The 15,695-nt window shown below is 49.6% G+C and carries 14 protein-coding genes; 2 read left to right on the top strand and 12 right to left on the bottom strand.

What is annotated here, in order from left to right; all coding sequences use genetic code 11:
* Positions 1-66: 66 nt before the first annotated feature.
* Complete coding sequence (locus tag CR46_RS0101015; RefSeq protein ID WP_035536115.1) at positions 67-2,637, bottom strand: DUF3141 domain-containing protein; 2,571 nt, start codon at positions 2,635-2,637, stop codon at positions 67-69.
* Between the two features lie 227 nt (positions 2,638-2,864).
* On the opposite strand from CR46_RS0101015, the gene CR46_RS0101010 reads away from it, so the two are divergent.
* Both CR46_RS0101010 and lipA read left to right on the top strand, forming a co-directional pair.
* A complete protein-coding gene (locus tag CR46_RS0101010) occupies positions 2,865-3,851 on the top strand; it encodes a LysR family transcriptional regulator (protein ID WP_030069257.1) in 987 nt (328 codons plus the stop codon).
* Positions 3,852-4,104: 253 nt separating this feature from the next.
* Positions 4,105-5,160 (top strand): lipoyl synthase, encoded by a 1,056-nt coding sequence (gene lipA, locus CR46_RS0101005; RefSeq protein ID WP_030069254.1) that lies wholly within the window; start codon positions 4,105-4,107, stop codon positions 5,158-5,160.
* Positions 5,161-5,245: 85 nt separating this feature from the next.
* Here lipA and lipB read toward each other — a convergent pair whose 3' ends face one another.
* The 11 genes from lipB to CR46_RS0100950 form a co-directional block, all read right to left on the bottom strand.
* Positions 5,246-5,893 (bottom strand): lipoyl(octanoyl) transferase LipB, encoded by a 648-nt coding sequence (gene lipB / locus CR46_RS0101000; protein WP_030069252.1) that lies wholly within the window; start codon positions 5,891-5,893, stop codon positions 5,246-5,248.
* A gap of 2 nt (positions 5,894-5,895) precedes the next feature.
* Complete coding sequence (locus CR46_RS0100995) at positions 5,896-6,207, bottom strand: HP0495 family protein (RefSeq protein ID WP_030069251.1); 312 nt, start codon at positions 6,205-6,207, stop codon at positions 5,896-5,898.
* Between the two features lie 117 nt (positions 6,208-6,324).
* Positions 6,325-7,524 carry a D-alanyl-D-alanine carboxypeptidase family protein gene (locus tag CR46_RS0100990; protein ID WP_030069250.1) on the bottom strand — a complete coding sequence of 400 codons (1,200 nt, stop codon included), beginning with the start codon at positions 7,522-7,524 and terminating at the stop codon, positions 6,325-6,327.
* Between the two features lie 70 nt (positions 7,525-7,594).
* Positions 7,595-8,581, bottom strand: a complete 987-nt coding sequence (locus CR46_RS0100985) for a septal ring lytic transglycosylase RlpA family protein (protein WP_030069248.1) — start codon at positions 8,579-8,581, stop codon at positions 7,595-7,597.
* A 2-nt stretch (positions 8,582-8,583) separates the two neighbouring features.
* Positions 8,584-9,597 carry a lytic murein transglycosylase B gene (gene mltB, locus CR46_RS0100980; protein WP_030069246.1) on the bottom strand — a complete coding sequence of 338 codons (1,014 nt, stop codon included), beginning with the start codon at positions 9,595-9,597 and terminating at the stop codon, positions 8,584-8,586.
* Between the two features lie 47 nt (positions 9,598-9,644).
* The gene (gene rodA / locus CR46_RS0100975; RefSeq protein ID WP_030069243.1) at positions 9,645-10,808 is read right to left on the bottom strand and encodes a rod shape-determining protein RodA; all 1,164 of its coding nucleotides are present in this window, start codon (positions 10,806-10,808) and stop codon (positions 9,645-9,647) included.
* Positions 10,808-12,715, bottom strand: a complete 1,908-nt coding sequence (mrdA, locus tag CR46_RS0100970) for a penicillin-binding protein 2 (RefSeq protein WP_030069240.1) — start codon at positions 12,713-12,715, stop codon at positions 10,808-10,810. Before mrdA ends, rodA begins: the two co-directional genes overlap by 1 nt.
* 35 nt (positions 12,716-12,750) lie before the next feature.
* Positions 12,751-13,218, bottom strand: coding sequence for a 23S rRNA (pseudouridine(1915)-N(3))-methyltransferase RlmH (rlmH, locus tag CR46_RS0100965; protein ID WP_030069238.1), 468 nt, complete (start codon positions 13,216-13,218; stop codon positions 12,751-12,753).
* The gene (gene rsfS, locus CR46_RS0100960) at positions 13,215-13,601 is read right to left on the bottom strand and encodes a ribosome silencing factor (protein ID WP_030069236.1); all 387 of its coding nucleotides are present in this window, start codon (positions 13,599-13,601) and stop codon (positions 13,215-13,217) included. Before rsfS ends, rlmH begins: the two co-directional genes overlap by 4 nt.
* A 105-nt stretch (positions 13,602-13,706) precedes the next feature.
* Positions 13,707-14,366: a nicotinate-nucleotide adenylyltransferase gene (nadD, locus tag CR46_RS0100955; protein ID WP_030069234.1), complete on the bottom strand. Its 660-nt coding sequence runs from the start codon at positions 14,364-14,366 to the stop codon at positions 13,707-13,709.
* Positions 14,363-15,667 carry a glutamate-5-semialdehyde dehydrogenase gene (locus CR46_RS0100950; protein ID WP_030069232.1) on the bottom strand — a complete coding sequence of 435 codons (1,305 nt, stop codon included), beginning with the start codon at positions 15,665-15,667 and terminating at the stop codon, positions 14,363-14,365. The genes nadD and CR46_RS0100950 overlap by 4 nt, the downstream gene beginning before the upstream one ends.
* Positions 15,668-15,695: the final 28 nt, after the last annotated feature.

The raw sequence follows: 15,695 nt of genomic DNA, 5'->3' as shown, positions 1-15,695 counted from the left end.
CAAAATATGCATGTAAAAAAACGCCCCTGTATGAAAACAGAGGCGTAGATGAGCATAATACAGCGCTTAACGCTTGCGCGGTGGTTTCCGACGCGTTGCCACACTTGGCTTAGATTTGCTTACTTCTTTAGGTGCCTCAACCTCTTTGGGTGCTTCAACCTCTACTTTACTAGTAGCTGTCGAATTTTCGCCAGAAAGGTTTGTTTCAGAAGATTTATCAGAAGAGCTTTCACTAGACGCATCTTCTGTAGAAGCATCGTCTACTAAAGTGCTGTTAGCTGAAGAGCTTGCAGCAGCATGAGTCGCCACTTCAGGGGCTTTCGCGTCTACCTTTTCGGCTTCAACCACTGGTTTGCTCTCGACTGCTTTTAGCGGAGCCGCCTTTGGTGGACGCGCTTGGTCGAACAACTGCTTCACCTGATCAAAACGTTGCGCAGCATGCTCAGACAACTCGCCGCTAGCGGCAAATACATGCTTAAGATGCTCGATATAGCCGTCAATATCGCTGTTGCTTTGCCCTTCTAGCAGTTCGGGCAATGACGATAGCGCACGCTCACGATCTAATTTCAGAATAAAGAACTGATCGCGCACCAAACGCTTAAACTCACTCAAGGTTGAGCTAGGCTCTAGCTCGGCACGGGAAGCACGTAACCGTTTGAAGTTACGTTCGTCTGTCGCCGGTGCTCCACCCAACACATAGATTACCGAGCGCATGACCGCTTCGTGAGCGCCACCCTGAGCAATTTTATTGCGCAGCTCATTTTTGCGGTTTTCAACAAAACGCTGATGTTCTGGCTCAGCACCGGGACGGCGGCGATGGACATGCGCATCACCATACAAACCTACTGCGGCTTGCAAGAGAGGCTGGCCATAAATGTCCATAAACAATCTTTCTGTTGTGCTATCGCGCAAATCCCGCACAGCATTGAGATGCGCCACAATTTGATCAGAGCACATGGTTTCAAACGCTTTAAAGACGTTATCTTGGCTCACTTGCTGGCGATTGCGACGAACTGTTTCTGCCATGACCGGTAGTGGCACTGTCAGCGGGTTCCGATCAGAAAGAAGTTTGTAACCTAAGCGAATAGGATGCATACGGCGAATCCAGCGCGCCGCCTCTGGCGTCATTGTGGCCTGCACCCAAGGCTGAACATATAACCGATAAAAACCAAGGTTGATCTCAGAAATACGCGCAACAGTCGCAAATCGACGATCATCTTCAGGACTATGCATTACATCCTGATCTAACTCCTCAAAGTTACGTGACGTGAACTCAAGTAAATAGTCACGTTCAAGTAACTCCGCGTCATCATGATCGCTGACATGCGAGACCGTCGTTTCGTACAGCCCTGGTGGCATAACATCGATATAATCCATGTTAGCCGTAAACTCAGTATGCTCTTTGCGTGACACACTGCCGGAAACAAAAATTCCCAAGTGACCCGTTGTATCGTGCAGGCAGTAAACGATCGTTTGCTCGTTGGCAATAATGTCTTCTTCGCCTTCGTATAAGTCACGAATCCAACCTAACGCCTGAGGCGGCGGTGTAATATCGTCGCCACGAGAGCAGAAGACAACAACAGGCGAGCGTACGTTGCGCAGATCAACACGACGCCCATCGCGAGTGACTAACTGGGCTGTTGAGAGTCGATTACCAACAAACAGATTGTCAACGATATACTGAATTTCTTCTCCACCTAAGACAACGTGACCACCCCACCAACGCTCAAATTCCAGATAGCGTTTCGATTCGGTGTCAATATTGTCATAAAGATGGTACTGCTTTTTCCAGTAGGTATTAGCCGGATTAAGACGCTCGAAGTTTTGTACCAACCACGCACCGTCAAAGAGGCCATTACCGATATCACTGGTTAACGCGGTAATCCAGCTACCACCCGTCATCCCGCCGGTATAGCGCATCGGCGCTTTGCCGTGCTCCCCCGCCCAGTAAGAAAGCGGAGCACCGGCAATAAGAATGGGGCCGAACACATCCGGCTCTAGCGCTGCAGCCATCATTATTTGCCAGCCCGCCTGACAATTACCGACTACCATTGGCTTTTCAGCGGTTTCAGGGTGTAAAGCAATGACATGGCGTAAAAACGCGATTTCCGCTTCTACCACATCCTCAACGGTTTGACCTGGCTCTGGGAAAGGCAGAAAGCCAATAAAGTAACAAGGATGGCCAGCCTTCAAAGCAACCCCAAGCTCGCTATCAGGCTTAAACCCTCCGATACCTGGGCCATGACCAGCCCTAGGATCGACAACAACAAACGGCCGTTTTTCAGGATTAACCTGGATATGACTGGGGGGAAGAACTCTCAACAGTTCATAGTTAGTTGGATGCGGAAGCGTACGACCATCAATGAGTACTTCGGTATCAAACCCCAGCACGTTCGGCTTGGTTTGCTCCATATGCTCAAGGTATTGATTTCCGCGCTCGCGCATAACATCCCAATAAAGGACGCTACGTTCGATACTATCGCGCCAGTAGCTCGCTGCAGCCCGTCCGAATCCGAACGGATCTACCATGCTAGCAAGGGCCTCGCCGCCCGGTAGTGAAGCCATTTGATCAGACGTTCCTGGCCACAGGCTTTTCAGCGCGCTGCCAGGCAACATAGGATGAGCGAGAAAGTTCATAAATTCTCCCATTGGGTTGATGCGAAGCATCTGTCCCGAAGCGATGATGCTGCAATGCAATATAGTTTAGGCCACTCGCCGCTTAACGTCGATGCTTACCTTTGCAATTTCATGATTGTTGCCATAAAGACGCTTGCACATCATTGGTGATAGCATTTCCAGCATGATACTGAGATTTTGTTTTGAAGCACTTTCTGTTTTAGGAGGGTGTATACCTAGAGGTTGTTATGTCATCCCTTACACTGCTCAATCGTTTAACCTTCCGACAATTACAGGTGTTTCAGGCAGTTCACCGCCAGCGCTCCTATTCACGCGCTGCAGAGCAGTTAGGGCTTACTCAGCCTGCAGTCAGCGCGCAAATCCGCCAATTAGAACTTGCTCTTGGTCATCCACTGTTTAAATATGCCGGTAAAACTCTTTATGTGCTACCTGCGGCGGACACCTTGGCTATCTCTGCACGAGAAATTTTTGGTCAACTTTCTCGACTGCAGATGAATCTTTCAGATATTAATGGAAACATTCGTGGCGAACTCAATATTGCCGCGGTGTCATCGGCTCAATATGTGGTGCCTTATTTACTAGCGCGCTTTAGGGCGCGCTATCCCGATGTGCGTATCCGTCTTAAAGTATGCAACCGGAGCCAGGCTTTAGAGCGTTTAACAGAGCAAAAAGATGATGTTGTGATTATGGCGATGGTGCCAGAGGATGATGGCCTAGTGGTGATGCCCATTCTTGAAAATGAACTCATCGCGTTAGTCTGGCCAGACCATCCATTACTTCACATGGAGACACCCACCTTAACCGACTTTGCACGTCATTATGTGTTAATGCGGGAACCAGGATCTGGGGTACGTAACGCCTTTGAACAACTGGCTGCTGATCAAGAGGTTGGCCTTCCCCACCGCATTGAATTAGGCACGAATGAAGCAATTAAACAAGGTGTTATGGCTCACCTAGGCGTTGCTGTTTTGCCTCGTTTAGCAGTTCAGCTTGAGCTAGAGCAAGGGCTATTATCAGCGCTGCCATTGCCTAATTTTCCTATTCGGCGCTCATGGTGCACTGTCTACCGTCGCGACCATTTCCCGACCCCGGTTGCTGATCTTTTTTTACGCTTTACCAAAGAGCATCTTTCAGATTATCGGCAGTACTTTAAAACTCCCTCTAGCCCTTTACCGAGCCATGGCGTCTCTTGTTTGCCCATGATGGCAATTTAGCAAAGCAAATCATAAGGTGTGGTGTATGGTGGATCACAGGTGCGTAGTGTCTTGTCGACTGAGAGGTATGTTACATTACTCTACTACCTATGTATCAGTTAGCGTATTTTGGGTTCGGAATGTACTCGCGAAGGCAAATCATTAGTCAACGCAAAGGGCTTTACACGCCACGCCGTAGCAAGCTGTAGTAACGCATGGTTAGGCGTCACAACATTTGGGCATTGCCTGCCGCACAGTAAAGAGGCTCTCTCCTATGAGCAATAACCCCACAACCCGTGTTCCTAGCGGCGAAAAATTCCGTAATGAACATGGCATGTCCGTCATCAAAGACGGCATGAAACAGCGTAAAGCACAGACAGAATCTCCTCTCAATCTCGAACGTAAACCCAAGTGGTTGCGCGCTCAGATCCCAGGGGGCGAACGTTTCGAGGCAGTCAAAAAAAATGTCTCGACGCACCGCCTCAGCACTGTCTGTGCAGAGTCGCACTGCCCGAACATGGGCGAATGCTGGAGCAATGGCACTGCCACTATCATGTTGATGGGGTCTGTTTGTACGCGCGCATGCCGATTCTGCGCGGTAGATACGGGCAACCCGAAAGGCTGGCTAGATTTAGATGAACCCGAGAATACAGCGAAATCCGTCGAGCTAATGGGACTCCGTTACATCGTACTGACATCTGTTGACCGCGATGACCTGGATGACGGTGGCGCTACCCATTATGCCAACTGCATTAAGGCGATTAAATCACGCACACCAGAAGTAGTCGTGGAAGCATTAACACCCGACTTTGACGCTGACAAAGCAGCCGTTGAGCGGGTGGTGGATTCAGGTTTGGAAGTATTTGCGCAGAACGTAGAGACCGTTGAGCGCCTCACTAGCAAAGTACGCGATCCTCGCGCTGGTTATCGTAAAACGCTGGATGTACTAGCACATGCTAAACAGTATCGACCTGATATCATCACCAAGACAAGCTTGATGCTTGGTTTAGGCGAGACAGAGGAAGAGATTCTTAAAACCTTTGATGACCTAAGAGAGATTGGCGTTGATATTGTGACGCTGGGGCAATATTTACGGCCAACCAAAAACCATTTGGCTGTAGAGCGCTGGGTCACGCCTGAAGAGTTTGATCGCTATCGTGTGCTTGGCCTAGAAAAAGGATTTATGGAAGTACCTTCCGGTCCGTTAGTGCGCTCTAGTTATCGCGCCGATCGCGTCTTTGAGAAAAACAATCTCGGTCTCGCCTCACCCGCCGCAGTTCCTGGCCAAGAACCTGATGCAAATCGTATTCCTGCATTCAACGTTGGATAGACCAATGTAAGTAGATCAATGTAAATTGATGACCTGCACGCAATCACTATTGTCAATTAGCCTGCGTGCAGGTAGTTTTTTTTGCTTAATTAACAGGCTGCAACTCACGCTGTAGCTGTTCAGCTAATGCAGACGCTAACTGGTCGCCTACACAGTGATCGATTGGCAGTGATACTACATCTGCCAAACGCGTCACCTGCATACCCGCATAGCCACACGGGTTAATCCTGCCAAAGGGTGATAAATCACCATCTATATTTAGCGCCACCCCGTGATAGCTTGAGCCCCGCCGAATACGTAATCCCAGCGAGGCGATTTTTGCCTCACCCTGCGGCGTATCAATATAAACACCAGGTGCATCAGGCTTCGCCCAAGCAGCCACGCCATAGAGAGCAAGCACATCAATCACTGAGTTCTCTAACGCAGTGACTAGTTCTCGAACACCGATTTTGCCACGCCGCACATCAAGCAAGGGATAGAGTACTACTTGGCCGGGGCCGTGATAGGTCACTTGCCCGCCACGATCCGTTTTGACTACAGGAATTTCACCAGGCATTAATACGTGCTCTGGCTTACCCGCCTGGCCTTGAGTAAAAACAGGATCATGTTCTACTAACCAGAACTGGTCAGGCGTTGTTTCATCCCGAATGTCTGTGAGTTCACGCATTGCCTTCCATACAGGTAAGTAAGCGCGATGCCCAAGACGATGCAGCTCTATTGGTTGGCTAACCATGGCTATACCACCATATGTACGCGACCCGTCGCTTTTAAATCATCAAAAAGTTGGCTTAGCTGAGGTTCACCGGTAGCTACAATCGTGACACGTACAGATTGGAAACGACCGTTGCGACTCTCGACCACTTGAAGAGTAGCCTCATCGAAGTCAGGGGCATGCTTGATGATTACTTGGCAAACACAGGCTGGGAAATCTTCGGCAGCATCACCGACTACTTTTAATGAATAATCACAGGGAAATGTGATTTTAGGTGGCTCGGTTACTTCGGCCTGACGTAAATCTCTCAGCCCATTTTTCGCGCCTTTTTTCATAACTCGCCTTTACACGGAATATAGATATGTGTGTATAAAATAGGAGTGCAATACAGCTTTATAAGATTAATAGCTTAAGTGCAAAATATAAAAATTTTGCACTTAAGCGTGCTTCTGTTAATCGGTAAAGTTACTGATCAAACCACTGAAAAACCGCCTCACTTGGTCAAATAGGCGCTTAAAAAAACCGCCCTCTTCGACATTTTCAAGGGCCACTAACTGACGCTCTCCCACCACTTCTTCACCTAAATAAACTTCTAAGGTACCCACTTCATCGCCAACAGCCACTGGCGCTTGAAGATCAGCATTTAAATTTAGACGGGCACGCAGCTCTTCATTACGATTACGCGGTAGCGTCATAAATACTTCTTCATCCACGCCTACACGTAACTCGTTACTATCGCCGCCCCAAATGCGCGGCGTTGCAAGTACAGCACCCCGCTCATAGAGCTTCATCGTCTCATAGAAGCGGAAACCGTAGCTTAGGAGCTTTTGCGTTTCTTGCGCTCTCGCCTCTTCCGAGTTGGTACCCATCACGACTGAAATCAAACGCATTCCATCACGCTGGGCCGAAGAAACCAAACAATAACCCGCTTCCGTTGTCCACCCAGTTTTCAAGCCATCGACACTAGGATCACGCCATAACAACCGGTTACGGTTCGGTTGATCGATACCACCAAAAGCAAAGTTGCGCTGAGAGTAAATAGCGTAATGCTCAGGATAGTCGTTAATAATATGCTGTGATAACAGCGCCATATCCCGGGCGGTTGAGTAATGATTATCGCCAGGAAGACCCGTCGCATTTTGGAAATTAGTGTTATGCATCCCCAGACGCGTCGCGTGCTGGTTCATTAAATCGGCAAAGGGTGTTTCACCGCCAGCCAGATGCTCAGCCATTGCTACACTTGCATCATTGCCCGACACAATAATAATACCATGCAGCAGGTCATCGACAGAGACACGATCTCCCACTTCAATGAACATCTTGGAGCCACCGGTACGCCAAGCTTTCTCACTGACATTAATCATATCCGTCAAGCTAATCGTGCCCCGATCTAACTCACGCTCTACCAAATAAGCGGTCATCAGCTTGGTGAGGCTTGCTGGCGGCAAACGCTCGTCAGAATTATGCTCAGCAAGAATCCGGCCGCTGTTAGCGTCCATCAAAATCCAGGAACTCGCTGCAAGCTGAGGGGCTGAAGGAATAATTGTCTGCGGCTGGGGGATCACCTGAGCAACAGCCGGAGAAACAACCGCGGCAAAAACCGCAAACAAACAAAGCCCGGCAGTACGGCGAATAGACATCAATACATTCATTACTAACTTCTCATAAAAAAATAAAAAAACGTTAACAAAGCACGTTATTTTAGCTAATAAATGGGGTGAACTATCTCACGATAAATACTTGTGGAAAGCCAGCCCGACGTAGTTCTTCGCGTGCTTGGGGTTCCTGCGTAGGACTCACTGGCCCGACTTGCACACGGTGCACACCTGTATCACTCATCACCCGTACTTTATGCGGCAGCTCATCGACCAGGCGCCGCTGTAACTGCTGAGCACCCTCTTCACTACCCAACGCCGCAATTTGTAGATAAATGGCATCATCGGTTGCCATTGATCGCTGTACAGCAGCCTCTCTTACAGGCTGTGCATTCACCTCAGGAGGTATCGAGGAAACTGCATTAGCTGCTCCACTACTGCCCCCCCTACCTTGCTGTGCCAGCCATTGTTCAGGCTCAATAGCCTCAACGCGAACGGCGCCAGTGCCATTATCTAAAAAGCCTAGCCGTGCAGCCGCTGCATAGGAAAGGTCAATTTCACGATCACTATGAAAAGGCCCACGATCATTGATGCGAACAATAACAGAGCGGCCGTTATCTAAGCTGGTCACGCGCGCAAAAGTGGGTAATGGCAACGAACGGTGTGCAGCAGACATTTTATACATGTCATAAATTTCACCGTTTGACGTGGCATAGCCGTGAAATTTTTCACCGTACCAAGAAGCCGTACCCTGTTGAGCATAGCCTTTTGCGTCTGGCAATACGTGATAGGTTTCTCCCCACACTTCATAGGTGGAGCGATTTCCAGCACGTGAAAGCGGTTCAATACGAGGCTCTGCATCTGGCACTTTGCTCACATCCGGCGGCTCCAACGGATAGGCATCCCCAGTCATAGCATAGCGCTCACCTGTTGATGAACCGCTGTTTTGCACACCACCACTCGCTCCGCCTGTACTAGTAGAGGCAGGCGCGCTAATTGGTTGATTCTTGTCAACGCTACTTTGTTTGGCTTCCTGGCTGGCACAACCGCTAACCAACGCCATGATGACCACTACGCCACCGATACTGCGAGCTTCAGACAGCACTGTTCTCATGTTTAGTCCTCAACTTGCTGCTCAATGGCTTCCGATAATTCCGCCACCGCCATTGCATAGAGATGGCTATGGTTATAGCGAGTAATAACGTAAAAGTTATACTCCCCTAAACGATACCGGATACTTTCATCGGCAAGCTCTAGCCTTAAAGGCACTACAAGTAACTCAGGATCAAGCGCACTCTGTGGTTCAATGCCAGCCTCGATTGATTCAGATACAGTAACCACGGGTTTACTGGTTTGATTAATAGGCAGCGATTCAGGGGCTACATCAGGACCATTGGCCTCATGATAAATGACCCCATCACGCTGCCAGCCATGTACAGCGAAGTAATTTGCCACACTGCCAATTGCATCAACCGGGTTTTCCCATAAATCTCGTATACCATCGCCATCGAAATCAACAGCATAGGCTTCATAACTAGTAGGAATAAACTGGGGATACCCCATTGCCCCTGCATACGATCCATAAAGCTCATCAGCTTCGACGCCTTGTTCGTAGGCAATTTTCAGAAAAGCCGCTAGCTCGCCTCGGAAAAAGCCGCCACGAACGGGGTGATAAAACGCCAGTGTGGCCAATGAGTCTAGTACACGATGGCGGCCTTTATGCTTACCGTAATAGGTTTCAACACCAATAATGGCAGCAATAACCTCAGGAGGAACGCCATACACATCTTCAGCTTGTGTAAGGGCATCCTCGTACTCATTAATGAAATCAGCGCCTTCTTCAATGCGTTGTTGTGTTAAGAATATATCGCGATACTCGTGCCACCTTAAGCGACGTTCGGCAGCGCCTTCCATCGCGTCTAACACCGTTTGGCTAAAACTGGCTTGATTGAGGGTTTCGATTAGCCAATCTGCGGGTATTCCTTGCGCTGCTAACTCGTCAACTAACAGTTGAGTGCCTGCGTGCTGCTGCGGATCAAACGTCGACGCACCATCAGCCCAGGTACTTGTAGAACACGCCAGTAGCATAGCTGTCACACAGCCGCCTGCTTGAATTCGGGCCCAGTTCATTAACTCACCACTCCTGTGAAAAAGCACCGCTGCTTATCCATTTGATATTAACGCGGTAACAACCGCCGATGGGCATGTATTGACATGAGAATACCGAACCCTGCCAGTAAGGTCACGCTGGATGTCCCTCCATAGCTTACAAGCGGCAGTGGTACGCCAACGACAGGTAAAATACCGCTCACCATGCCCACATTAACGAATACATAGATAAAAAATGTCAGGATAATGCTGCCAGCAAATAGCCGCCCAAAGGTATCTTGGGAAGAAGTAGCCAACCAAAGACCTCGTGCCACAATCATGACATAAAGGGCCAGTAGCACCAGCATGCCGACTAAGCCAAATTCTTCACCTAAAACGGCAATAATAAAATCAGTATGTCGCTCGGGTAGAAACTCTAACTGAGACTGGGTTCCCTCTAGCCACCCCTTCCCCCACAAGCCACCGCTACCTATGGCCGTGGTTGATTGAATAATATTCCAACCTGACCCCAATGGATCGCTATCCGGGTCTAAAAAGGTTAAGACCCGTTGCCGTTGGTAGTTATGCATATTCATCCATAAAACGGGAAGTCCTGCCGCTATTAAGGCCCCGATCAAACCAATTAAACGCCAGGAAAGACCTGCCAAAAGCACTACAATGACCGCTGCGCTAGCCACTAACAATGATGTTCCAAGGTCCGGCTGGATAGCGGTGAGTACCACGGGCAAACCAATGATGACCGCGCATACTACAATATCTCTGAAACGCGGTGGCAGTTGGCACCGATTCAAATACGCGGCAACCATTAACGGCACTGCTAACTTCATCATTTCTGACGGCTGAAAACGAATGACACCAGGGATGACCAGCCACCGCTTTGCCCCCATACCCACATCACCAGCAACTTCCACCACCAATAACATGGCCAACCCAACGCCATATGCTAAGGGGGCCCAGCGCAAAAAAGTAGACGGCGAAAATTGCGCAATAACGACCATAACAACAATAGCTATGCAAAAACGGATCGCTTGAGCAATTACGGTATCAATACGTTGCCCAGAAGCGCTATAAAGCACTAGCAAACCACCCCCCATTAGCAACAGCAGCAAACCTAATAGCCATGGATCAAGATGGATACGTTCCCAAATGCTTTTGCGCCTAGCAATACCGCTATCCGGAGGGCGGACGGGGTAACGGCGTAACGGATGAGAAATCGCTGGCCATGACCGCATTAATTGCCCTCCACGTTAGCAGTATCTTCTTCCAGTACTTCCTTAACCTCTTCAACGTCCGGCGCATCATCGTTTAATAACCATGCATCCGTCATCGCACGTGCTAAGTGCGCAGCATGCGTACTGCCTCCACCGGCATTTTCAACAATGACTGATACCGCAATTTGTGGATCTTCAAGCGGTGCAAACGCCATAAAGAGCGCGTGATCACGCAGGCGCTCCTCAAGCTCTTCAGCGTTATACCGCTGATCTTGCCCCAGCGAAAATACCTGGGCAGTACCTGATTTACCGCCCATACGATACTCAAGCCCTACTCCTGTTCGCCGTGCGGTGCCTTCGTTACCACTGATAACTTTTTCCATGCCACTAAAAACACGACTCCACCAATTCTCATTATCTAACTGAATATCAGGTAGCGTGTCCGGCAAATCGAGAGCTACGGGTTCGTCACCAATTTCTAACGCAAGACGCGGTTTTACCCAATGACCACGATTTGCCAAGGTGGCAGTTGCACTCGCCAACTGTAACGGTGTTACCTGCCAGTAGCCCTGGCCGATACCTACTGAAAGTGTTTCACCGGGATACCAGGGCTGATTGAAACGCGCGCGCTTCCAATCACGAGACGGCATTAGTCCAGTACTTTCACCCTGAACATCATGTGCAACGCGCTGGCCAAAGCCAAAATTAGACATTTGCTCATGCAGATTATCTATACCTAGGTCATGGGCAAGTGAGTAGTAATACGTGTTGTTTGAAACAGCAATCGAGCGCTCCATATCGACCCGCCCATGCCCCCAGCGTAGCCAGTTACGATAACGACGTGAATCATTAGGTAATTGATAAAATCCTGGGTCGCTAATGGTACTATCCGGGGTAATAACCCCTTCAACCAGCCCCGCAAGCGCTAAAAAAGGTTTAATAGTTGAACCTGGCGGGTAATGGCCACGAATGGCTCGATTAAACAGCGGCAAGTCGAGATTTTCCTGTAGGCCTCGATAGGAAGCGACATCAATTCCCGTTACAAATTGATTACTATCGAAACCAGGTGTCGAGACCATCGCGAGAATTTCACCCGTGCCAGGCACGATAGCAACGATAGAACCACGCCTTCCATCCAACAGCTCATACGCCAACATTTGCATTGACTTATCAAGCGTTAGCGTAAGGTTTTCCCCAGGCACTGGGTCAGTACGTCCAAGCTCTCTAAGTACACGCCCACGTGCATTCGTTTCCACTTTACGTAGCCCGGCTTGGCCATGCAGTTCTGTTTCGTAAAAACGCTCAACGCCGGTTTTACCAATAAAGTGTGTCCCCGCATATCGCCCAGCATCGAGAGTTTGCAACTCTTCTGCGTTGATGCGCCCCACGTATCCTAGTGCATGAGCCATCATTTCAGCGTCGGGATAATAACGGAGCAGCTGGGCTTCTACTTCAACCCCTGGCAGGCGATGTCGATTCACCGCTAGCCGTGCGATCTGGTCTTCACTCAAATCGCTCATTAATAGCGCAGGCTGAAACGGACGCTGACGTTGCCTTGAACGCACATTGAACGCGTCAATGTCATCTTCAGGTAAGTCTAGAAGCTCCACTAAAAGAGCTAACGTTTCGTCTAGGTCATCGACACGTTCGCGGACTAATGTGAGGTTATAGGTAGGGCGGTTCTCAGCAAGAAGAACACCATTGCGATCGTAAATCAGCCCGCGATTAGGGGGTAGCGGTTCAACGCGAACACGGTTTTTTTCAGAGCGAGTGCTATACAAATCGTGCTGCACGATCTGTAAATATGCTAACCGCCCGGTCAACAATCCCGTCAAAACAATCACTACTAGAACAGCAAGCAGCGCCCTGACACGAAAAATACGTAATTCTTGCTCAGGGTTTTTAAGCGTGTCACGGCGCTTAGGCATGGGTAACGATGACTCTCAAATCAGACGAAAAGCAATTATCGATGATAGGGATGACCTACTAACAGGGTCCAGGCTCGGTAAAGCTGCTCAGCCAGCATGATGCGTACTAAAGGATGCGGTAACGTGAGAGGCGATAAAGACCACGCTTTATCTGCCATTGCTGAGAGCGATGGCTCCAAACCATCAGGACCTCCCACCAACAGCACAATATCTTTGCCCAGCATGCGCCAAGCATCTGCCTCGCTAGCCAGTTGCTCGGTACTCCAGGTTTTACCCTTAACTTCAAGTGCCACGATATACTCGTCACCACGAAGCTTGTCACGAATACGCTGGGCTTCTTGTGCACGCGCCTTAACGATATCAGCATTTTTACCACGCTGACCCAATGGGATTTCTTCAATTTCAAGTGTGAAATCCCGCGGTAGCCGTTTGCGGTAGGTCTCAACACCTTCTTCCACCCATCCAGGCATTTTGGTACCCACCGCTAACAGCCGAATCTTCATGACATCGTAGCCCGCTCTTCAAACCGCTTCAGTGATTCACCAATCGCTCCAGCATCATTGGGCAAATCTGCCCATAAACGCTCAAGGTCATAGAGCACTCGCGCTTCAGGTAACATGATGTGAACAACTACGTCACCCAGATCTACCAGCACCCAATCGGCATTGTCACCACCTTCGACACCGCGAGGCTTAAGACCTGCTGCTTTGGCTTTTTCGACTACGTTCTGCGCTAGAGCAGATACATGACGGGTAGAGGTACCGCTGGCAATCAGCATCAGATCGGTAACTTCAGTCAGCTTGGAAACATCTAGCTGGGTAATATCACGTGCTTTAAGTTCTTCTAGGGCATCAACCGCTAGATTTTTAAGTGTATCGATGTGCATGGCTCCTAAAGGCAACCCCTTGTCGTAATAAGCTCAACAATAGCAAGCTCGGTGATTCAATCAGTAAGCCGGCCATTGTAACGGCTTCTTTCATGACTGCCAGCGCTATTCGTGAGAATGATATAAACCATGCTGAAGAATGGCTTCTTCAACGGCCTCAGGCAGTAAATAGCGTACGCTTTTGCCCTGTTGCAAACGCTCTCTTATGTATGTCGCCGAGATGGCCATCATAGAGGGAAGAGCTAACGTAAGGACGTTGCCATTCGGGCATAGCATCAGTTCATCTACACTATCGACTTCACGATCACCCACCAGTTCCCTTAACGCATCAGGCCAGGAGGTGCTATAACCCGGCCGTGCGATAACCACCAGATGCGCCAGAGAGAATATCTGATTGACGTTGTGCCATTTGGCTAATCGCAGAAAAGCATCAAACCCGATAATCATCACTAGTCGAGCGCTATCACCATACGCTTGCCGCAGCTCGACAAGTGTATCGACGCTATATGAAGGCCCCTCTCGACGTAACTCACGATCATCTGCCACTACTCCGGGCGTATCGCCGATACCAAGCGTTAATAATTCTAAGCGTTGTGCTGGCGATACCTGAGGCATACCACGCAAGGGGGGCTGAGGTGCTGGAATCATATGCAGACAATCGAGTTTTAGGGCTTCACGAACCTCAATGGCGCTTCGCAAATGCCCCAAATGCACAGGATCAAAGGTTCCTCCCAGCATACCTATTCGTGTGGGTGTTGAATTCATTGCCTAACTTGCCCATCTCCAAACACGACATATTTTTGCGTTGTGAGCCCTTCTAATCCCACCGGACCTCGCGCATGCAGCTTATCGGTTGAGATACCAATTTCTGCGCCCAGCCCATACTCGAAGCCATCAGCAAAGCGTGTAGAAGCATTTACGATAACTGAACTCGAGTCCACCTCTGCCATGAAGCGTCTCGCCAGACTGATGTCTTGAGTCACAATGGCATCGGTATGATGGGAGCCATATTGCTCAATATGCTGGATAGCCTCATCCATACCATCAACAACTTTAATCGCTAAAATAGGCGCAAGATACTCAGCACCCCAGTCTTCTTCTGTGGCCAACGCTGCTTGCGGCAACAACGCCCGTGTACGCTCGCAACCACGTAGTTCTACATTGTGCTCGGCGTAAGCACGCGCCAGCTCGGGCAGCACAATATCGGCGATCGGTGCATCAACTAACAGAGTTTCCATCGTATTGCAGGTACCGTAGCGATGCGTTTTCGCATTCACCGCGATAGCCATCGCTTTAGCGGGGTCTGCGGTAGTGTCAATGTAAACATGACACACGCCGTCGAGGTGCTTAATAACCGGCACCGTGGCCTCACGGGAAATACGTTCGATCAGTGACTTTCCTCCTCTCGGAATAATGACGTCAACATAATCAGGCATGCTAATCATCGCTCCCACCGCCGCCCGGTCAGTCGTGGCAACGACCTGCACAGACGCAGAGGGCAGGCCCACATCAGCTAATCCTTCCTGAATGCAGCGGCTAATAGCGGCGTTTGATGCACTCGCCTCAGATCCCCCTCGTAATAGGCAGGCATTACCAGACTTTAAGCATAAGCTAGCTGCCTCAAGAGTAACGTTAGGACGAGATTCATAAATGATGCCAATAACGCCTAGCGGAACACGCATTTTGCCCACCTGAATGCCGCTCGGGCGATAGCGCATATCGTCAATTTCTCCAACAGGATCTGGCAAAGCGGCCACCTGATGAAGGCCTTCGATCATGGCTTCAATACGCGCATCATTAAGCGCTAAACGATCTAGCAACGCAGTATCTAAGCCACTCTCTTTTCCACGCTGTAAGTCAAGCGCATTAGCTTCCAATATCACTTGTCGAGAGGCTGCCAGGCGAAGTGCCATTGCCTCAAGCGCACGATTCTTTAACCCTGTGTCAACACGACGCAGCTCCTTAGCTGCTGCGCGAGCGCTTTGTCCAAGCACCTGGATATAAGCGGACACATCCCCCCCCGCCAATTGCTGAAGAGCTTCATCTTGTGCGTTTAAACCGCTCATACTTTCTCCCTGTGATATTGCGTATGCA

Source organism: Vreelandella neptunia (assembly GCF_000712975.1).
In the GTDB taxonomy this organism is placed as follows: Bacteria; Pseudomonadota; Gammaproteobacteria; order Pseudomonadales; family Halomonadaceae; genus Vreelandella; species Vreelandella qaidamensis.
This window is presented reverse-complemented; position numbering and strand designations above follow the sequence as displayed.